Source organism: Microbacterium sp. PRF11 (genome assembly GCF_031844085.1).
In the GTDB taxonomy this organism is placed as follows: Bacteria; Actinomycetota; Actinomycetes; order Actinomycetales; family Microbacteriaceae; genus Microbacterium.
In genome coordinates this window covers 48,886-69,264 of sequence record NZ_JAUZUP010000002.1, presented here as the reverse complement: position 1 = coordinate 69,264, position 20,379 = coordinate 48,886, and the positions used below count along the sequence as shown (strand labels likewise).

Here is a 20,379-nt window from a genome sequence, read left to right as displayed (position 1 = left end):
GCCATGCCGAGATCACACGATCGGGCCGAGGTCACATCCTTCGCGAGGGCCGGAACGTGTCATCTCGTGCGGTTCGTGTGCGTTCGGCGCACGGGCCGGGGGCGTCGGGGGGACGGATGCCGTGACCCTAGGCTGAGTGCCGTGACCGACCCTCGCGCACCCGAGCGCATCGTCCGCCGCTTCGCGCGCGCGTCGAACCTCATGATCGCCGGCCGCCCGTTCGCCGTGCGCGGCGAGGGATCCGCTGCGCTGCACGCGCTTCTGGCGGGGCTCGGCGGCATCCCGAGCTCGGAGCCGGCCCCGGGCCGCGTCGAGTTCGACCTGGATGCCGATCGCGTGCTGCTCGACGGACGATTGCTGCCCGAGCGCGGCGACGCCGCCGGCCGCATCGCCTTCGCGCGCGAGCACATGCCCGTCGCCTCCGCCCTCGCCGGGCGTCTCGATCTGACGGGCCTGCGGATCGGCGTGGCCATGGTGCTCGAGCCCAAGACCGCGGTGCTGTCGCTGCTGCTGCGCGAGCGGGGGGCTGAGGTGTCGGTGTACGCGCATCCCGACGAGACCGACGTCGGGGTCGCGAACGCGCTGCGGGCCGAGGGCTTCGCCGTGACGGCGGATACGTCTCTGTCGGGTACCGCTGAGCGCGCTGCCGCGCTGAGCTTCCTGCGTGCGGGTCTCGACGTACTGCTCGATGACGGTGCGCACCTGATCCGCCTCGCGCACGAAGACGACCCCGCGCTCGTGGACGGCTGGATCGGCGCGTGCGAGGAGACGACGAGCGGGCTGACCCCGCTTCGGCGGATGCAGGATGCCGGCATCCTGCGCTGCGCCGTGATGGCCGTCAACGACGCGCGCACCAAGACGATGTTCGACAACCGCTACGGCACGGGGCAGTCGTGCGTCTTCGCGATCGCCGACCTGCTCGAGGAGCGGGGGATCGCGCTGACCGACCAGCCGGCCCTCGTTCTCGGCTACGGGCCCGTCGGAAAGGGAGTCGCCGTGCACCTCCGGGCGCTCGGTGCCGATGTCCGTGTCGCCGAGACAGACCCCGTGCGTGCGCTCGAGGCGCGGCACGACGGGTTCGCGACCGGCCGGGCGGTCGAGCTGGCCGGGGGAGCGCTCGTGGTCTCGGCGACCGGCGTCCCCGCCACGGTCACGCCCGAGATCGCCGTCGTCGCGCGGGTCGTCGCGGTCGCCGGCGGAGTCCCGGGCGAGGTGTCCGACGCGGGCGACGCGCTCGTGCTCGGCGGCGGCGGAGCGGTCAACATCACCGCGGCCGAGGGCAACCCCATCGAGATCATGGACCTCTCCTTCGCGGTACAGCTCGCCGCCCTCGACGACCTGCTCGCGCGGCGGCCCGGCCCCGGTGTCCACGCGCTCGGTCCCGAGGTCGACGATCTCGTGGCCCGAACGGCGCTGGCGGTGCGGGAAGCCGCGCTCGACGACCCGCGCGCGCTCGACCCCGCCGGTCTCGACGACTGGCGTTCGCCCCGATTCGCGGGCGGCGACGCGTGAACGTCGTGCTGTACTCGGCATCCCTCGTCGTGCCCGTGACGGCGCCACCCATTCCCGGCGGGGCCATCGCGGTCGCGGGCGGGCGCATCCGCCACGTCGGCGACCGCGAGTGGGTGCGGCACGAGCTGCGGGCGCGCGGCGTCGCCTTCGACGAGGTGCACTGGCCGGGGGTGCTGACCCCGGGACTCGTGAACGCGCACTCGCACCTGCAGTACACGGGCATGGCCGAGGTCGGGCGCGGTTCGTACGCCGGCTTCGACGACTGGGACGAGGCGTTCACCCCGGTCTACCGCGCCGGTCACGACTGGGCAGCGGATGCCAGGACCGGTGCGCTCGCGATGATCGCCGCGGGGACCACGGCGGTGGCCGACATCGTCACCGACGTCGAGGCGGCGTCGGCGCTGCACGACGCGCGGCTGCACGGCATCACCTACTGGGAGGTGATGAGCTGGACCAACGCGGCGTGGGCCGAGCGCGGCCGCGCCGAGGTCGAGTCGCGCCTCGACGCGCTGCCCTCGCCGCCGGGGACGGGACTGTCACCGCACGCGCCGTACTCCCTCGACGTCGAACCGCTGCTCGAGATCCCCGACATCGTGCGCGAACGGGGGAGCCGCCTGCACCTGCATCTCGGCGAGGCCGCCTTCGAGCGCGAGCACGGCGAGACCGCCCCCTGGCAGCTGCACCGTCCCGCGAGCTTCCGCGCGCTGCGCGACGAGGGCTTCGGCACGGGAGCGACGGAGTTCGTCGACGAGCTCGGCGTGCTGGGCCCCGACTGCCACATCGCGCACGGCGTCTACATGACCGCGCGCGATCGGGCGATCCTGCGCGCCCGGGGAACGAGCGTGGCCCTGTGCCCGCGGTCGAACGCCGTCATCGGGCTGGACGAGCCGCCGGTCGCCGCGTACCTGCTCGAGGGCAGCGCGCTCGCCGTGGGCACCGACTCGTTGGCATCCAGTCCGTCCCTCGATCTGCTGGCCGACGTTTCGGCGCTGCACCGGCTCGCACGGGCGCAGGGGTACGCGAACCGCGATCTGTCCGAGCTGCTGCTGCGGGCGGCGACCCTCGGCGGGGCGCACGCCATGGGACTCGACACGGGCCCGGCTCGCAACGGGTACCTCGCCGTGGGCGCCGTGGCGGATCTGGCGTTCTTCGACGTGCCGGTGTCGGAGGTCGATGACACCATCGAGCACCTCGTCGTCGCCGGCGAGGGGAGCGCGGCCGCGACCGTCATCGACGGCGTGGTGCGCTCGGCATCCGCCGCTTTCACCCGAGAGACCGGAGTATCCGCCGATGACCGTTGAGCGTCCCGCGACCGCCGTCCTGCTCGATCTCGAACCGCACGCCGAGGGCGGGTGGTTCCGGCGCATGTGGACCGGCAGCGTCGAGGTCGAGACGCCCGGCGGTGTGCGGCCCGCGGCGACCTGCATCCACTACCTGCTGACCCCGGGCGACGAGAGCGCGTGGCACGTCGTGACGAGTGACGAGGTGTGGCTCTGGCACGGGCCGGGCGCGCTCGAGCTGTCCCTCGGCGGAGACGGCGAACAGCCCGGCGCCGCGCGAACGGTCACCCTCGGGCCCGACCTCGCGGCCGGTCACGTGCTGCAGCACACGGTGCCGGCGGGCGTCTGGCAGGCGGCTCGGCCGGCGGGCGACGCCGAGGTCGTCGTCAGCTGCGTCGTTTCGCCGGGGTTCAGCTTCGCCGATTGGCGCCTCGCCGAGTAGCTCCGCCCGTGTCGTCAGATGTCGTCGGCGACATCGCCGGAAACATGCGCTGGGTACGCTGTGCACATCACAGCACTCCGGGGATGACCCCGATACGTCCACGAGGAGACATCGTGACCGCTTTCGCACGCCTGCGCCGTGCCGCCGCCCTGACCGCGGTGGCCGCCGCCACGGTCGTCACCCTGACGGCCTGCGCCTTCGCCCCGACCGGTTCCGACGCCGGTGCCGCGCCTGCCACCGAGGGCGCTCTGCAGACCGTCACCGCCGGCAAGCTCACCATCGCCACCGGCGAGCCCGCCTTCTCGCCGTGGGTCGAGAACGACGACCCCGCTTCGGGCGAGGGCTTCGAGGCCGCGGTCGCGGACGCCGTCGCGACGCAGCTCGGCTTCTCGAAAGATGACGTCGTCTGGGTGCGCTCGAACTTCGACAGCGCCATCGCCCCGGGTCCGAAGGACTGGGACATGAACCTGCAGCAGTTCTCCATCACCGAGGAGCGCAAGCAGGCCGTCGACTTCTCGTCGCCGTACTACACGACCACCCAGGCGGTCGTCACCACGGGCACCTCGCCCGCCGCCTCGGCCACGACCGTCGCCGAGCTGAAGAACGTCCCTGTGGGCGTCATGAGCGCCACGACCAGCTACCAGGTCGCCGCCGACCAGCTCGGCACCGGCAACCTCAGCGTCTTCAACTCCAACGACGACGCCGTCGCCGCCCTGCAGTCGGGCCAGGTCGACGCGATCGTCGTCGACCTGCCCACCGCGTTCTACCTCGCCGGTGCCGTGCTCGACGACGGCAAGGTCGTCGGTCAGCTCCCGGACTCCTCGGCCGGTGGCGACGAGCTCGCCTTCGTCCTCCCCAAGGGCTCGGCGCTCACCACGCCCGTCACCGAGGCGGTCGACGCGCTGCGCGAGAACGGCACCCTCGACGAGCTGCAGCAGAAGTGGCTCGGCGGCACGGCCGCCGCGCCCGTGCTGAAGTAACTCCGTGGCATCCACCTCATCCGACACCGCGTGGCGGCCGAGCGAGCTCGAACTCGCTCGGCGCGCCACGCGGCGTCAGCAGTCGACGAAGTCGGTGCTGATCGCCCTGGTCAGCACCGTCGTCTTCGTCGCGGTGGTCGGGTGGGCGATCCTGTCGAGCCCCGGCTGGGAAGACGTGCGTCGGAGCTTCTTCGACCTCGACATCGCGGTGCAGAGCTTCCCGTCGATCCTCGCGGGGCTGTGGGTCAACATCCAGGTGCTGATCGTCGCCGCGCTCGCCGTGGCCGTGCTCGGGACGACCCTTGCGGTGCTGCGCTCGCTGCGGGGACCGGTCTTCTTCCCGCTGCGCGCCCTGGCCACGGTCTACACCGATCTGTTCCGCGGCATCCCTCTGCTGATCGTGCTGTACCTGGTGGGCTTCGGACTGCCGGCGCTCGGGATCTTCGGCCGCGTGCCCGTGGTGCTGTGGGGCACGATCGCGATCGTGCTCACCTACTCGGCCTATATCGCCGAGGTGCTGCGCGCCGGCATGGAGGCCGTGCATCCCTCGCAGCGGGTCGCCGCTCGCTCGATGGGCCTGACGCACGGGCAGACGCTGCGGATCGTCGTGATCCCCCAGGGCGTGCGCAAGGTCGTGCCGGCGCTGATGAACGACTTCGTGTCGATGCAGAAGGACGTCGGTCTGATCTCGGTGCTCGGAGCGGTGGATGCCGTCCGCGCGGCGCAGATCTCGGCGGCTGAGTTCTACAACTTCACGCCGTACATCGTGGCGGCGTTGCTGTTCGTGGCGATGGCTCTGCCGATGATCCGCCTCACCGACTACGTTTCGGCGCGATTGGCCAGACGCGAGCAGATGGGCGGGATCGTATGAGCGTGCTCGAGGTCCGCAGCGTCCGCAAGGCGTTCGGCGATCACGTCGTGCTCGACGGCATCGACCTCGACCTCGCCAAGCACGAGGTCGTGGTGCTGATCGGAGCCTCGGGCTCGGGGAAGTCGACCCTGCTTCGCACCATCAACCTCATCGAGCGTGTCGACGACGGCCAGATCCTGCTGAACGGCGACGACCTGACCGACCCGACGATCGACCAGGATGCCGCCCGCTCGCGGATCGGCGTGGTGTTCCAGCACTTCAACCTGTTCCCGCACCTCCGGGTCATCGACAACGTCACCCTTGCGGCACGCAAAGTGCACGGGATGCCGAAGGCCGAGGCCTACGCCCGCGGCACCGAACTGCTCGAGCAGCTGGGCCTGGGCGCGAAGGCGCGGGAGTTCCCCGACCGCCTCTCGGGTGGACAGCAGCAGCGCGTCGCGATCGTGCGCGCCGTGATGACCGACCCCGAGCTGCTACTGCTCGACGAGATCACCTCGGCGCTCGACCCGCAGCTCGTGGGCGAGGTGCTCGACCTGGTTCGGGTCCTGCGCGACCGCGGATCGACCATGCTCATGGCGACGCACGAGATGTCGTTTGCGCGCGAGGTCGCCGACCGCATCGTCTTCATGAAGGGCGGCCGGATCGTCGAGCAGGGCACACCCGCCCAGATCTTCGACGCCCCGCAGAATCCTGACACGATCGCGTTCCTCGAGCGCGAGCGTCGCGGCGGAGCTCTCTAGTCCGGAGCCGGGCGATCCCCCGACGGGAGGACACTGAGCCTGTCGAAGGGTCCGGGGGTGGCTTCGACGGGCTCAGCCACCGTGGTGGAGCTTCTGCCGCAACGGAGGACCGTGAGCCTGTCGAAGGGTCCGGGGGTGGCTTCGACGGGCTCAGCCACCGTGGTGGAGGTTCTGCCGCAACGGAGGACCGTGAGCCTGTCGAAGGGTCCGGGACCTCTTCGAACGCCTCGTCCACGCACGCCGCGACACCGGATGCCGGCCCGAGGGCGTGGCATCCGGTGTCGCGTTCTGTGCGCGAACGCTTCCGGTCAGGCGACCGAGCGGCGACGACGCAGGAGCAGGCCCCCTCCGACGAGGAGGGCGATCAGACCCGCGACGCTGAGACCGGCGGCGGAGGCGCCGTCAGCTCCCGTCACCGCGAGCGTGCGAGCGTTGCTGCCGGTGGCGAGGGGGGATGCCGTCGACGCCGACGCCACGGATCCGACCACCGACACACCGGTGGAGCCGTTGACGCCGTTCGTTCCGTTGGTGCCGTTGCTACCGGGCGTTCCCGGGGTGCCGGGCGTTCCGGGGGTGCCGGGGGCGCCGGGGGTTCCGGGGGTTCCGGGGGTGCCGGGCGTTCCGGGGGTGCCGGGGGTGCCGGGGGTGCCGGGGGTGCCGGGCGTTCCGGGGGTGCCGGGCGTTCCCGGGGTGCCGGGCGTTCCGGGCGTTCCCGGGGTGCCGGGGGTGCCGGGCGTTCCGGGGGTGCCGGGCGTACCCGGGGTGCCGGTGTTCGAGCCGCCGGTGGTGCTGTCGCCGATGATCGAGACCGCGTTGCCGCCGATGGTGACGGGCAGCGAGATCGGGACGATCAGCTGGTTGCCGCCGAGGATGCTGTCGCCCCCGCCGGTCGTGACGCCGCCGAGCAGTCCGCCGCCGGTGGTTCCGCCGGTGGTGGTGGCATCCGTGCTGGTGCTGTCACCGACGACCGACACGGCGTTGCCGCCGATGGTCACGGGCAGCGAGATGGGTGCGATGACCTGGTTGCCGCCGCCGATGCTGTCGGTGCCGTCGGTGGAGACGTCACCCGTGCCCCCGGTGTTTCCGCCGGTGGTTTCGGCGCCTTCGGTCCAGCTGTCGCCGAGACCGGAGATGGCATTGCCGCCGACCGTGACGGGCAGCGAGATGGGTGCGATGACCTGGTTGCCGCCGCCGATGCTGTCGGAGCCGTCGGTGGAGACGTCACCCGTGCCGCTGCCGCTGGTGCCGCCGGTGGTGGTGGCGCCTTCGGTCCAGCTGTCACCCACGACCGAGACGGCGTTGCCGCCGATGGTCACGGGGATGCCGATCGGTGCGACGACCTGGTTGCCGCCGCCGATGCTGTCCGAACCGTCGGTCGAGACGTCGCCCGCACCGCCGCTGGTGGTGCCGCCGGTGGTGTCGGCGCCCTCGGTCCAGCTGTCACCCACGACCGAGACGGCGTTGCCGCCGACGGTCACCGGGACGCTGATCGGCGCGGCCGCCTGGTCGCCGCCCAGGATGCTGTCGGTGCCGTCCGTGGAGACATCGCCGGCCCCCGAGCCGCCGGATCCGCCAGTGGTGCCGGCATCCTCGCTGTGGCTGTCGCCGACGACCGAGACGGCGTTGCCGCCGACCGTGATCGGAACCTCGACCGGGATGAGCGCCTGGTTGCCGCCGCCGATGCTGTCGTCGCCGTCGGTGCTGACGTCGCCGGCGCCGCCGTCGGTGGATCCGCCGGTGGTGGTGGCGTCCTCGCTGTGGCTGTCACCGACGACCGAGACGGCGTTGCCGCCGACCGTGACCGGCACGTCGACCGAGACGATGCCCTGGTTGCCCCCGAGCAGGCTGTCGGTGCCGTCGGTGGACGCGGCGGGAGTCGACGCGGCCGGGGGAGCGGCGGTGTCGGCGCCTTCGCTGTGGCTGTCGCCGATCAGCGAGACGGCGTTGCCGCCGACCGTGACCGGTGCATCGAGCGAGACGACGGCCTGGTCGCCCGAGAGCAGACCGTCCGTTCCCGAGGTTTCTGCGGCGTTGGCGATGCCGCAACCGGCGACGGCGAGGCCGCCTCCGACGAGCGCGCCCATGAGGACGCGCGAGTAGAACTTGCGCATGAGAGTTTCTCCTGTAGATGAATGAGGGTGCGCCGAAGCGCGGGATCGTCTGCCGTGTCGAGCACGGCGCGATCGCCCTCAGTCAGGAGAGACGTCGGTGGCGTAGACGGGGACCGCGGGGATGTCGTCGTCGACGTCGCCCCCGCGGGAGAGAAGAACGAGGGATGCCGAGAGGGCACCGTGGTCGGCGGTGGCGGGGGCTACGCCTCCGGTCGCCGAGCCGCCCGAGACGGCCGAGCCCGCGCCGCTCGCGGCACCGAGCGTGTAGCTCGAGGCGCCGCGGTCGGCGGGGGAGGAGGGGCCGATGGATGGCGCTCCCGCCGCGTCCTGAACGGTCTGGGCGCTCGCCGTTCCCGCGTCGCGGAACAGGCGCGAGAGCCGCGCGGCATCCACGGGGGAGGAGGACTGACGAACGACGGATGCCACGGCCTGCGGCAGATCTGCGGCGCTCGCGCCCGGAAGGCCCACGGAGGGAGCCCCGGGGATCGGAAGGCCGGGGAAGGACGGGAGGGACGGGACGGTGACGCCACCGCCCTGCGTGCCACCGGGAACGGTGGGAACGACGGGGGCCACCGAGGAGGGCAGCTCGCCGACGACCACGGGGAGGGTCTCGTCGACGCCGACGGCCACGTCGGTCACGACGCCTCCGAGGCCCGTGCCCTCGATGACGGCGCCGACCACGGGGAGCGACTCGACGGTGTCGACGACGGGGGCGATGACGCCTCCGACCAGTCCGGATCCGGTGACGCCGCCCACGACGTCGCCCACGGTTCCGACGGTGCCGGAGACCGTGTCGTTCGCGACATCGCCCACCGTGTTCACGGTGTCGACGACGGTCGGAACGACTTCCGTCGGGGCGGTGACGACCTCGGCGACCGGTGCCGGGAGGACCTCGGCGACGGGTGCGGTCACCGGTTCGACGACCTGGGCGACGGGTTCGACGACGCTCTCGACGATCGGGCTCGCGGTCTCGACGACCGGCTCGGCGACGGCTTCGACCGCGCCACTGCCGGTGTCGGCGACGGTCTCGACGGTCGAGCCGACGGCACCGAGCAGCCCCGAGCCGGAACCGTCGTCGGCCGATGCCGACGAGGCCGAGGTGAAGAACGAGAGGACGATGAAGGCGAGAGCCGCGAGCACGCCGAAGAGAAGCATCCGCAGCATGTGCGGTGCCCCCCTACCCAGCGTGTCGTCCATGATCCGCCCCCCAAGGAGAATCGTCCGAACTTCTTGGGGCGCTACGGTACGCCGGGTTCCGCCGGAGCAAAAGAGGAGAGGGTGAATTTTCTGACGGCGGAGGGTGAAGGCCGGGTGACGGGCGACACGCCGAGCGGGAAAAAGATTTGACAGCGGGGGCCCGCATGGGTAGCTGATCCGGGAGTTATCCCCTGAGTTGTACACATGTGGATGTCAAATCGAGCAACCTTCAACGCCTACTTCAACCAGGATTGTCACAGGGAACCTGTGGAGAAGTAAGAACCAGGTCAGGCGTTAAATGTGCGACCGAGATCCCATCCATCCACCGAGTTTTCCACAGTGGTTGTGCACAGACCTGGCGGCGTTTCCCGCAAACTGTCCACAAAGTTATCCACAGGCCTGTTTGCGTGGGAGGAGCGTCGTCTTTACCGTGGACGCAGCCCATCGGGCAACTCCATCACCTCCCGCGCGCGTCGATGTCGGAACTTGGTGATCGGATGCTCCCGAGGTCGCTCCACCTCTCGCCACCGCCCTTCGGTCGCGCGCGCGTGAGGGGGGTGCCGGGGCGGCCCGAGAGCAGAAGGAGAGCCCGTGTCGATCGCTGACATCGCCGAGGAGCGTCTCGGAAAAGCACCGCGTCCCGAGCGCACGCCGCCGCACGACATGCTCGCCGAGCAGAGCGCCCTGGGCGGCATGCTCCTGTCGAAAGACGCCGTCGCCGACGTCATCGAGACCCTTCGCGGTCCCGACTTCTACGTGCCCAAGCACGAGCTGATCTTCGAGGCCATCCTCACGCTCTACTCGCACGGCGAGCCCACCGACGTCGTCGCCGTCACCGACGAGCTCATCAAGACGGGCGAGCTGCAGCGCGCCGGGGGAGCGGACTACCTCCACACCCTCACCTCGATCGTCCCGACCGCGGCCAACGCCGGCTATTACGCGTCGATCGTGTCGGAGCGCGCCATGCTCCGCCGCCTCGTCGAGGCCGGCACCCGCATCGTGCAGATGGGCTACGCCGGTGAGGGCGATCCGGTCGAGCTCGTCAACAGCGCCCAGGCCGAGATCTACAACGTCTCGGGCGACGACAGCGCGGAAGACTACATCCCGCTGACGGTGGCGGTGGATGCCGCTGTCGACGAGATCGAGGCCGCTCGCGGACGCGACGGGTCGATGACCGGCATCCCCACCGGCTTCGCCGGTCTCGACCAGCTCACCAACGGTCTGCACCCGGGCCAGATGATCGTGCTCGCCGCGCGTCCCGCCATGGGTAAGTCGACGCTCGCGCTCGACTTCGCCCGCGCGGCCGCGATCAAGTCGAACGCGCCCTGCATCTTCTTCTCGCTCGAAATGGGTCGCTCCGAGATCGCCATGCGTCTGCTCAGCGCCGAGGGCCAGATCCCCCTGCAGAGCATGCGTAAGGGAACCCTCGACTCCCGCGACTGGACCACCGTCGCCGCCACCCGCGGTCGCATCAACGACGCGCCCCTCTACATCGACGACAGCCCCAACATGACGCTCGTCGAGATCCGGGCCAAGTGCCGTCGCCTCAAGCAGCGCGAGGGTCTGAAGATGGTCGTCATCGATTACCTGCAGCTGCTCACGAGCGGCAAGCGCGTGGAGTCGCGTCAGCAGGAGGTCAGTGAGTTCTCGCGTGCGCTCAAGCTGATGGCGAAGGAGCTGCAGGTTCCCGTCATCGCGCTGTCGCAGCTGAACCGTGGCGCCGAGCAGCGCGCCGACAAGAAGCCCGCCCTGAGCGACCTTCGTGAGTCGGGCTCGATCGAGCAGGATGCCGACATGGTGGTGCTGCTGCACCGCGAGGCCGCGTACGAGAAAGACTCGCCCCGTGCCGGCGAGGCCGACCTGATCGTGGCGAAGCACCGTAACGGCCCGACCGACACGATCACGGTTGCGTTCCAGGGTCACTATTCGCGGTTCGCGGATATGGCGCCGGGGATGTAACTCTCTGCGGGGGGCTGCCGGCGGTGTAGCTCGAGTCGATTCCGACTGCACTCATGGGGTCGAGCCCCTCCACGGGCACAGTCTCTTTTTGCCTCTGACCGGGTATTTCTTCTGTGGCCAGACCACTGAGGTAGCTTTTTTGGCCGCTTTTTGGCCGCACTCGAGAAACGTGTGAGCCGAAACCGAGGCAGATTCGACGCCCTTCAGGGAGCGTCGTTCGACGCCTGAGAACGACGAGATCGAGCATCTCCGGCGTTTACGTCGGTCGGGCGTAGCGGGTCTGCGGACCTGAGGGCAGCGCCACGAGCGGCATCGCGTCGTTGAGGCGCGCTGCGACGGCGTCCAGATCGTCGTCGAAGAGATCGGCGTAGGTGTCGAGCGTCATCGCGGCCGACGCGTGGCCGAGCATCCGCTGCACAGCCTTCACGTTTGCGCCCGAGCTGATCGCGATGCGGCGGTGTGGCGGAGGTCGTGAGGCGTCACCCTCGGGATCGATGGGTCCACAGCCTGCGCACGGCGGACCGCGTTGGCAAACCATCCCTGTGCGCCTGAGTTGCGCATGTGGTTGATGCCGTCGCCGAACAGCAGCCCTTCCGGTCCCTTGCCGGCGCACCCCTGCTCGATCATCGGAGCGAGCAGCGCGGGGTATGGCACCGAGCGCTTCTCGTGCGTCTTCGGCGTGCCGACGTGGATCTCGTACGCGATCATCACGGCGTTCTCCTCGATCACGAAGCGTCGACGCAGTCGATTCACACTCCGCCGCGTACCCCCGTCGCCTCACCCCAGCGCAGGCCCGTGTAGGCCGAGGTCAGGACCATCGTCGGATACGCCGAGCATGCCGCTAACGTCGCCACCTGGCCATGCGAGAGATAGACGCGGCGCTTGCCTGGTCCGCTCCGAGGGAGATTGCGAATGTGTCGCGCCGGATTGTTCGCAAGGCGACGATCATCGATGGCGACATCCAGGATGCCTGCGAGGACTCCCAGCGCGCGAAGAATGACCGTGCGCGACTTCTGCGTCGCGAACTCTGACACCCAGTCCTGACCGCCGGATCGACCAGATCTCCCTGTCTGCCCAGACTGGAGCGACGTGGTTCTTCCACGCCCGCTCAAGCGTCATGTAGTACGAAGGCTTCGACATAGGCGGCTGCTTCGACCGGAGCCAGCTGTCCGCGAACATCCGGACCGGCACCCGCGATGCCACAGGATCGATGTACTCGCCCTTCGACTTGGACACGGTGACCATGGACAGGTAAAGCTTCGCCTCGCGCATCGTCGTGAATCCGCGCTTCTGCGTTTCGGTGCGATCAGGCTTGCGGTAGCGCACGCGGTATCGGCGGCCCTTCGCCCTTTCGTACGAGGTGATGGTGCCCATGTCGACCTCCGCTCTTCCCGGCTCGACGGTCCGTGTCCGCTCAGTGTCGGACACTGATCGCGGCTCGTCAACGCGGCCGATCGCAGATGTGGATAGATGTCGGCAGACGTTCTCAACTGGCGTCGGCAGGGGCGCCTCCCTCCGACGCCGAGAGCGTAGCGCTCGGTCGCGCCTCCGTTCTCGCCGCTCACTCTTTGCAGACTCCGCGCTTGCGCGCGTCGCTCAGCAGCCGTTCCACGACGAGCACTGCGCCGCGCCCAAGCGCTGGGACGGCTGATTGTCGGAGGGGAGGCCGCTGTGCGATACCGTCACACCGTGACGAGTGAGCGAGTTCGTAAGGCGTTGTCGGAGTTCGTGCGCGAGCGCGACTGGGCTCAGTTTCATACGCCGGCAAATCTCGCGAAGAGCATTTCGATCGAGGCTGGCGAACTGCTCGAGTGCTTCCAGTGGAGCGACGATGCAGACGAGGTTCGCGTGCGCGATGAACTCGCCGACGTCGTCACATACTGCACACTGCTCGCCGCTCAACTGGGAGTCGATCTGGACGAGATCGTCCTCCAGAAGCTCGCGGTAACAGGCTCGAAGTACCCCGCCGATCGATCAAGAGGGCGGAGCACGAAGTATGACGCCCTTTGAGATCGAACGGCTCGACTTCACCACACCCGCGATCTCGACTTGGGCGTCCGGCGATGAACGGCGGACGAACTGGCCAGTCGTCTACGTTCTCGACAGCGCCGGGTCCCCAGATGCGCCATCTGTCTATGTCGGCGAGACGGTCAGTGCGGTGTCACGCATGCGTCAGCACATCCAGAATCCATCAAAGGCAGGGTTCCGCCGGGCGCGTGTCGTCATTGACGAGACGTTCAACAAGTCGGCGTGTCTCGACCTCGAGTCGCACCTCATCCGCTGGCTCGCCGGCGACGGGCACTTCACAGTGCTCAATGGCAACGAGGGCATCATCGACGCGCGGTACTACGAGCGCGACCAGTACCGGGAGAGCTTCCGTGACATCTTCGAGCAGCTGCGATCGGACGGGATCTTTCAGCGCAGCATCCCCGAGATCGAGAACAGCGATCTCTTCAAGCTCTCGCCTTTCAAGGTCCTCACCCGAGAGCAGGCCATCGCCGTCGAGCAGATCGTCGAATCGCTGCTCGCGGACCTCGCGACGGGCACACGATCGACCAGCGTCATCCAGGGCAATCCGGGTACGGGCAAGACGATCGTGGCGATCTTCCTCATAAAGCTGCTGGCCGACATCCGCGACTACGAAGACACGGACGAGATCGAGCAAGACTCGCTCTTCTCCGAGTTCTTTGTCCCTGAGAACCGCGAGCTACTGAAGAGCGTCCGCGTCGGAATGGTCGTACCTCAGCAGTCGCTTCGAGACTCGATCAAGAAGGTGTTCAAGAAGACGCCGAAGGTCAGTGAGGACCTCGTGTTGAACCCGTTCGACGTCGGCAAGTCGTCGACGCCGTTCGACCTGCTCATCGTCGACGAGACGCACCGGCTCAATCGCCGCGCGAACCAATCGTCGGGTATGCGCAACCGTGACTTCGCGGACATCAACGAACGACTCTTCGGCTCTGATGACCTCAACAAGACCCAGCTCGATTGGCTCCGCGCCCGGAGCACGCACCAGATCCTGCTCATCGACGAGCAGCAAGGCGTGCGGCCAGCAGACCTCCCGAGTGAGGTTCTTGCCGCTGAGATCGCTGATGCAAAGCGAGTGCATCGGTGGTTTCCGCTGGCGAGGCAGATGCGGGTGAGGGCGGACGCAGACTACGTCGGCTTCATTCGACAGCTTCTTCGAGGCGAACTTCGCACAGGTGAACGCCCGGACCTTGGTGAGTACGACCTGCGATTCTTTGAGAGCGTCGTCGACATGCAGGAAGCGATCCGCGAACGCGACCGAGAGGCGGGGCTCGCCAGGCTTGTCGCCGGGTACGCCTGGGATTGGAAGACCCGCGGCAACAAGCCCGGCTTCGACTTCAAACTGGAGGGTGCCGCGTTCATCTGGAATCGCACTGATAGGGACTGGATCAACTCGAAGGGATCGATCAATGAGGTTGGCTCAATCCACACGGTGCAGGGATACGACCTTAATTACGCCGGCGTGATCATCGGCCCGGATCTTCGTTACGACGAACTCACGCGACAGGTGATGGTCGACCGCGCCGCCTATCGTGACAAGAAGGGCAAAGAGAACCTCAGGAAGCTCCGTCAACATACGACCGATGACGATCTCCTCGCGCTGATCCAGAACATCTACGGGGTGCTGCTCACACGAGGAATCCTCGGCACCTACCTCTATGTATGCGATCCAGGCCTTCGGGAGCACTTCAAATCTGTCCTTGGCGTCGATCAGACATCGACCACCGTCGCGCAACCCTAAAACGCGCGGTGCCACTGTGTCCTGCGACGGCGGGACCAAACGGGGTTATGCCACCTCTCGCCCCGTTTCGGTCCGAGAAAGGCGAGATCACGCAGGTTCTCCAGCGTTCGTCGATCGGTCCGATCGAGCTGATTCGAGACCTTCGGATAACGATCGCGGCGCAAAAGGGATCATCGCTGTGCTAGTTGCTCATTAGAGCGCCGAAAATTCTAATCGGCGTCCGGTCGAGTACGAACGCGTCGGACACCGTCACCGAGGCGATGCCCCGCCTGCGCAGCTCGTCGACCGTGTGACGGACTTGTGTGTTCCATCCTTGGGCGTCGTGGCGCCACAGCGGATGACCGATCACAACGGCGGAGCCGACCTCACCGCTAGCCAGTACGGGGAGCCCGTTCACCAGCTCATCGGCAATCTCGACGTACGTTCCGAATCCACCGATAAAGCCTTGGACGAGGGGGGCGATGCGATCCCGCCAACGTTCAAAGTTGAGTTCCTCACCGAGCATAAGATCCACGACGTCGAGCCCAAGCCTCCAATCGAGTGCCCAGTGGTGAAATCGATTCTCGTAGTTGCGCAAACAACCCGGACAGGACGAGGTGCACGAGTCTCCGTGCGGGGTATCCCGAAGTCGATTTCCCGTCTCGTTCTGAATCGACCGCAGTAGTCGTTCCAGAGTCCGAGGGTTGCCGAGTTCGAGTGCGTAGCCCGCGCCGTTGTCGAGTGCGTCCGCTAGGAACACCTTGGCTGACACGACCGTTCCAGAGCGATGCGGTTGGAGTCCGACTTCGAGTTCAGCTTGATCGATGTCGAGGTATGCCTTCGCCGCATTGCGAAGCAGCTCGGCGAAGGAAAGCATCGCCCCGTACCCCGCCGGACAATCTCGTTGGCGTGTGGCGATCGCACCGTCCCGTATCTTGAGCTCATCGAGGTCGAGCAAGAGAACGTCAGTGCGTCGCACTTCGCCGATGGCGGCTTCGTCGAGCGCTGTCCCGCCGGTGCGCATCCAATCCGGAAGCGGCCGGCGATAAAGATCCCGATTAGTTGCGATCACCGTTTGGTCGGCGAGGCGCCGCAACGCGAAGAGCTTCCGACTGTTGTCATTGACGGCAACGACCTCTGCCTGCTCGAGCAGCTGGACGGTCGCGCCGTACAGCCGCTCCGCCTGCCCAAGCTTCGTGTTCGTGGAAAGTTCCGAGTAGCCGGCGTACATCGGAGCGATATGCGTGTCGTCGAAATCGGGGTTGCTATAGATCGTTCGATAACCCTCAGGCTGATACAGAGGGAAGCTGCGCATTAGCTCACCGCAAACAGAGCAGTTGCGAGGTTGATTGGACGGAGTTGTGTCGAGACTTCCACACTCCCCGCAGCGGTGCACTGGTAGCGGAGGCCCCAGTGGATCTACCGGCCGCGCGCTCGCTCCGATGATGTTGTACGCGGCGAATCCGACCGCCAGATGCTCCGCGCCGTCCTTAACGACTACCGCCCCCGGAGCAAACGCCGTGATTGACATTCCTAGGTCGCGATCTGCGACTGTATGTAGCTCTGCATCTCGCGCCGCTCTCAGCTGGCGGGAGTAGAGCGGGCGCACTCTAGTGGGAAACCCAAACATGGGCAGAACGCCGGCGTTGGCGAGCAACTCGCTCAGTTCCGGATGGCCGAAGTACGGGTTGGCAACCGCTTCGTCGACATCCGCCACCAGGGCGCCGCGCGCCCAAGAAAGGAGATCCTCGACGCTCAAGTCGGTGAATGCTGAAAACCGTTCACACACCTGCGGCACGTCGACCGAACGATCGAGCCAGGCTGCGACATGAGAGCGGCGTTGCGTCCACTCGCTCGTGGGCCCGAACATCCCGTGAATGCTGTCGGCTGTGCGTCGTGGAGGAGCCGGCAGTCTGAGGAAGGCGCGCCGAAGAAGCTCAGCCGCGATGACCCGACGGACGATCCGAGGCCTTGACAGATCAATGAACGGCGGTGGCGGGTCCGCGGCTGTCATGAGTTCTGGGGCCTGAAAGTAGTAATCGTCGTGCGCACGGTCCCTCGAAACCGTTACGGCGAATGCGAAGGGCTGGCCCGACCGGCCCGCTCGACCCACTCGCTGCTGGTAGTTGAACCGTTGCGGTGGCATGTTGGCCATCGCAACGGCACGAAGCGAGCCGATGTCGACGCCGACCTCCATGGTGGTCGTCACGGATAGGAGATCAAGGGGGTCCGCTAGCGGACTCTCCTCCGGCGAAGGCAGAACCGCCCCTTTGAATAGTCGCTGACGCGTGCGCTGATCAACGAGACTGGTCTGCCCCGTGAGTTCAGCGACGCGCATTCGGCGCAACGGCTGGGATGCCAGCCAGCCGTAGTAGTCGCTTTCCTCCGTCCTCCTCTGCTGGATGAGGACTCCCGAGGAGCACTCTTCGTTCGTGCAAACGCCGGCGGAGGGGTGGAGGTGTGTTGAACCACAGTTGCTGCAGATCCAGACGGACCCACCCGGTTGATGGAGTTCGAGCGCTCCTTGACCCGTTTGTGTTTTGAGGGTCCAGGAATCGTCGGCGATCCGGTGCGATCGCAAGAAGTCGCCGACGTCCGCAATCAACTGGTCTGTCGGAAGTCCATACTTGGCCGCAACCCGCGCGAGGTAGGTTCGCACCACCCTCGGTGCGGAGTTGGACATTGCGACGTAACCGCCCTCAAAGCGCTTCGCAATGCCGAGCAGACGAATCACGCTCGCTAGCGCGTCGCTGGCCACAGCTGGGGGCAGATCCCAAGACTCGGGTGTACGCGCCCGACACCGAACGAACCCGAGCTGAGTGGACTCGAGATCTCGTGACGCTCGATCGAACACAGCCTCGGCAACCGCTGTCGCTGTGGACCGGCTGCGCTCTCGACGGTGAGGTCGTGCAACTTTTTCCGGAAGCGGAACCCACGCCTCGGGTGCAGGCGAATCATATGCGCGATACCAAGGAGTCTCGCCGTCAATCTGAGCCACGGAAGGCCCAGCCCCCGCCGGGTTGATGCCAGCGGCGACAAGTACGCGCTCGGCCTCGTGAACGAGAGTCGCCCACGGTAATGCTTCCGCCTCCCGCTCCGCAGCCTCGATGTATTCCCGATCTGCCTCGTCCATCACACCCGCGTGTTCGAGCCGAATCTTGTCGTAGAGATCCCGTCGAAGGTGCCGAAGTTCGTCGGCTCTGACACGATCCGCCCCCGAGACCTCGTTGCGGGCGAGAGCTCTCAGCAAGGGAACCGGACTCTCGCGACCGTGCAGCAGTTGACGAACGACCTGCCTCACCTGGTCGCGAAAGTTGTTGAGGGCGATCCCGGCCGCGATTCGGGCGGAGTCGTCGCGGCTATCCGTGAAGACAATCGTGCGCGACTCGGCCGCTTCGTCTCCCAAACTCCTGAACAACTGTGACACGGCCATTTGATTCAGTTGAGAGCGGCCCGAAGTGTGTGCCCGGATGGGGGAACGAACGTTCCCAGCGAAGTAGACGCTCGCGTCACGGTTGTCCTGACTGCCTCCGCATCGAGGACACGCCTCCGGCAGCGCAGGTACGGATAGCCCGCTCGCGTCGGGGGCGTTGTGGGTGAGCACCACTGCCGGAATTCCGGTTCCAGTCGGCATCAGCGCGCCCAACTTTGGGTCCCACACAGCGGCGCCAAAGTTGACATCCACCGTGATCGGGTCCTGGTCCTCGTCCGCGGGCGCCCTATGCCGTGTAGGGCTGTCGGGCACCGGGGACCCTAGCCAAATCCACCGGTACTCGTCGTTGGTTCTCCTGTACACGAAGTCACCCGCGTTGTCACCCGGCTGAACTGGCGTTGTGGAGAGGACAACCGTGCCTCGGTCCGGCCGATCGACCACATAACCACCGAGGCTCACGTCTCCACACTCGAAGCAGTACAGCAGCTCGAGAACGCGCGACCCACATGCCTCACAGGTCGAACGAGGGGTGTCGTACATCCGTCCAATTCGGCGACCCGTACCGGGCTTGCCCCCCGCGCACTCCGGGTCAGAGCATGCCCATAATCCTCGCATCCCACGCATCATCACGTGGCCCCGGATCTGGAGGGCTGGCTTTTCGACTGCAGCGAGTCCGGTGAGCATCCTTGCGAGTGCTGCTGGGCCTTCAACCTGGCTTCCGAACAGGCGCCGCGAGACCTCCTCGAACCGCGTCGCGCGCGGACGCGGATCAGACTCGCTCACACACGCCAGTGCGATGGCTTCTGCCCAGCGACCCTGCGAGGCGGCGTCAGCGATGTCGTTCTCCGGCATCGTCACGATCTTGCCAGCGCTGGGTGCCGGCGGCGCGACCAGGTCGATTGGTTGTCCAGGCTCGATCAAGAATGTGCGGCGATCAACACCGAAGAACCGCTCTAGATACTCCAGACCCGATTCGTCGCCAGGGAGCGAGGCGCTTGTGGCGATGATGCGGAACTGATCGGACCCCGGGTCTAGCCCGAGTCGCGACGCCAGGTTCCTGACGACCATGCCGACCTCCGCGCCGGTGCTGCCGCGGTAGAGGTGAAGCTCATCAACGACAAGGGTGAAGACATGATCCGCGGACTGCTCAAGCCAGCTGCGTGTGGACTCAAACAGAGGCTCCTCAACGTCTCGCATCAGCATCACGTTGAGCATCGAATAGTTGGTCACCAGGACGTCGGGCGGCGTCGCGATCATGTCCCAGCGCGTGAGAAGCTCGCCTGCGTACGGGTCTTGAAATTGAGCCATCAACTCTGCATCGCCCAACTCCGCCAGACGGGCGTTCTGCCGAGTTAGGTCGCGGATGTCCCGCGCGACGTCAAGAACTGCGGGAACTGATGACCTTCCCGCCGGGAGTGCACCTGACCCGGGAGTCGCGCCGGTGTATCGGCCAAACCAGATGTCAATTGGCTTCGCCTGCTCGCGGAGCCCTCTGACGGCTCGGCGAAGTCTCGCTACCTGATCTTCGACGAGTGCGTTGGTTGGATAAAGAATGAGCGATCGAACTGCCGCGGGCGCCCGGCCCGCTGAGCGAGCGGGCCGCCACTGCTCGTTCTGACGTCTAACGTCCCACCAGTCGTGGCATGAAGGGATCTCCTCATTCGAGCGCTTCTCCTTGACGATCCGCGTGAGCATCGGAATTAGGAACGACTCAGTCTTTCCAGACCCCGTGCCCGACGTGACGACTGGGTTGTGACGCTGACCGCGATCGAAGTGGGCAAACAGTGCGGACGCCTGATGGTGCCTGAGCCTCACTTCGTCAAGCAGTTCGAGAGGCACGCCGAACACAGACCCGACCACGTCGCGAAGATCGTCTGGTTCGATGCCTGCGGTCGAGGCGCCGGCACTCACCGATACACGTCCCTCGTACGGCAAGACCGGTTCGAGCATAAGTGGCGCAAAGAGATTCCCTTGCCCCTCTAGCAGGAGACGCCTGCGTTCCTCCACCAGGTCTAGATTGCGGAGTGCGTAGGCGGTGTCGATATACCGGAGGAAACCGTCGCGGAGGTCTTGCGCGATCTGTACTGGCGTGGGAAAACTCAACGAGAC

General features: G+C 67.1%; 15 protein-coding genes. 9 read left to right on the top strand and 6 right to left on the bottom strand.

What is annotated here, in order from left to right; translation table 11 throughout:
- Nucleotides 1-141 precede the first annotated feature (141 nt).
- The 6 genes from Q9R20_RS05905 (at nt 142) to Q9R20_RS05880 (ending at nt 5,825) form a co-directional block, all read left to right on the top strand.
- Nucleotides 142-1,512, top strand: coding sequence for an adenosylhomocysteinase (locus tag Q9R20_RS05905; protein WP_311248465.1), 1,371 nt, complete (start codon nt 142-144; stop codon nt 1,510-1,512).
- Nucleotides 1,509-2,813 (top strand): amidohydrolase family protein, encoded by a 1,305-nt coding sequence (locus tag Q9R20_RS05900; RefSeq protein WP_311248464.1) that lies wholly within the window; start codon nt 1,509-1,511, stop codon nt 2,811-2,813. Before Q9R20_RS05905 ends, Q9R20_RS05900 begins: the two co-directional genes overlap by 4 nt.
- The gene (locus tag Q9R20_RS05895; RefSeq protein ID WP_295839742.1) at nt 2,803-3,234 is read left to right on the top strand and encodes a cupin domain-containing protein; all 432 of its coding nucleotides are present in this window, start codon (nt 2,803-2,805) and stop codon (nt 3,232-3,234) included. Before Q9R20_RS05900 ends, Q9R20_RS05895 begins: the two co-directional genes overlap by 11 nt.
- Before the next feature lie 113 nt (nt 3,235-3,347).
- Complete coding sequence (locus Q9R20_RS05890) at nt 3,348-4,214, top strand: ABC transporter substrate-binding protein (protein WP_311248463.1); 867 nt, start codon at nt 3,348-3,350, stop codon at nt 4,212-4,214.
- A 4-nt stretch (nt 4,215-4,218) separates the two neighbouring features.
- Complete coding sequence (locus tag Q9R20_RS05885; RefSeq protein WP_311248462.1) at nt 4,219-5,085, top strand: amino acid ABC transporter permease; 867 nt, start codon at nt 4,219-4,221, stop codon at nt 5,083-5,085.
- Complete coding sequence (locus Q9R20_RS05880) at nt 5,082-5,825, top strand: amino acid ABC transporter ATP-binding protein (RefSeq protein ID WP_311248461.1); 744 nt, start codon at nt 5,082-5,084, stop codon at nt 5,823-5,825. Before Q9R20_RS05885 ends, Q9R20_RS05880 begins: the two co-directional genes overlap by 4 nt.
- A gap of 308 nt (nt 5,826-6,133) precedes the next feature.
- On the opposite strand, the gene Q9R20_RS05875 is transcribed toward Q9R20_RS05880, so the two are convergent.
- Together Q9R20_RS05875 and Q9R20_RS05870 are read right to left on the bottom strand one after the other, a co-directional pair.
- Entirely contained in the window at nt 6,134-7,936 is a 1,803-nt protein-coding gene (locus tag Q9R20_RS05875; protein ID WP_311248460.1) for a hypothetical protein, read from the bottom strand.
- A 78-nt stretch (nt 7,937-8,014) separates the two neighbouring features.
- The gene (locus Q9R20_RS05870; RefSeq protein WP_311248459.1) at nt 8,015-9,100 is read right to left on the bottom strand and encodes a hypothetical protein; all 1,086 of its coding nucleotides are present in this window, start codon (nt 9,098-9,100) and stop codon (nt 8,015-8,017) included.
- 696 nt (nt 9,101-9,796) lie between these two features.
- Here Q9R20_RS05870 and dnaB point away from each other — a divergent pair.
- Entirely contained in the window at nt 9,797-11,092 is a 1,296-nt protein-coding gene (gene dnaB / locus Q9R20_RS05865) for a replicative DNA helicase (RefSeq protein WP_285836963.1), read from the top strand.
- Nucleotides 11,093-11,348: 256 nt separating this feature from the next.
- Here dnaB and Q9R20_RS05860 read toward each other — a convergent pair whose 3' ends face one another.
- The 3 genes from Q9R20_RS05860 to Q9R20_RS05850 all read right to left on the bottom strand — a co-directional run bounded on the left by Q9R20_RS05860 (nt 11,349) and on the right by Q9R20_RS05850 (nt 12,466).
- Complete coding sequence (locus tag Q9R20_RS05860) at nt 11,349-11,510, bottom strand: hypothetical protein (RefSeq protein ID WP_311248458.1); 162 nt, start codon at nt 11,508-11,510, stop codon at nt 11,349-11,351.
- Nucleotides 11,511-11,515: 5 nt separating this feature from the next.
- Nucleotides 11,516-11,803 (bottom strand): hypothetical protein, encoded by a 288-nt coding sequence (locus Q9R20_RS05855; protein ID WP_396653666.1) that lies wholly within the window; start codon nt 11,801-11,803, stop codon nt 11,516-11,518.
- 234 nt (nt 11,804-12,037) lie between these two features.
- A complete protein-coding gene (locus Q9R20_RS05850; protein ID WP_311248457.1) occupies nt 12,038-12,466 on the bottom strand; it encodes a hypothetical protein in 429 nt (142 codons plus the stop codon).
- A gap of 315 nt (nt 12,467-12,781) precedes the next feature.
- Between Q9R20_RS05850 and Q9R20_RS05845 the strand changes: the two genes are divergently transcribed.
- Entirely contained in the window at nt 12,782-13,102 is a 321-nt protein-coding gene (locus Q9R20_RS05845; RefSeq protein WP_311248456.1) for a nucleotide pyrophosphohydrolase, read from the top strand.
- Complete coding sequence (locus Q9R20_RS05840; RefSeq protein ID WP_311248455.1) at nt 13,089-14,858, top strand: DNA/RNA helicase domain-containing protein; 1,770 nt, start codon at nt 13,089-13,091, stop codon at nt 14,856-14,858. The genes Q9R20_RS05845 and Q9R20_RS05840 overlap by 14 nt, the downstream gene beginning before the upstream one ends.
- 181 nt (nt 14,859-15,039) lie before the next feature.
- On the opposite strand, the gene Q9R20_RS05835 is transcribed toward Q9R20_RS05840, so the two are convergent.
- Nucleotides 15,040-20,373 carry a DEAD/DEAH box helicase gene (locus Q9R20_RS05835; RefSeq protein ID WP_311248454.1) on the bottom strand — a complete coding sequence of 1,778 codons (5,334 nt, stop codon included), beginning with the start codon at nt 20,371-20,373 and terminating at the stop codon, nt 15,040-15,042.
- Between the last annotated feature and the right edge of the window lie 6 nt (nt 20,374-20,379).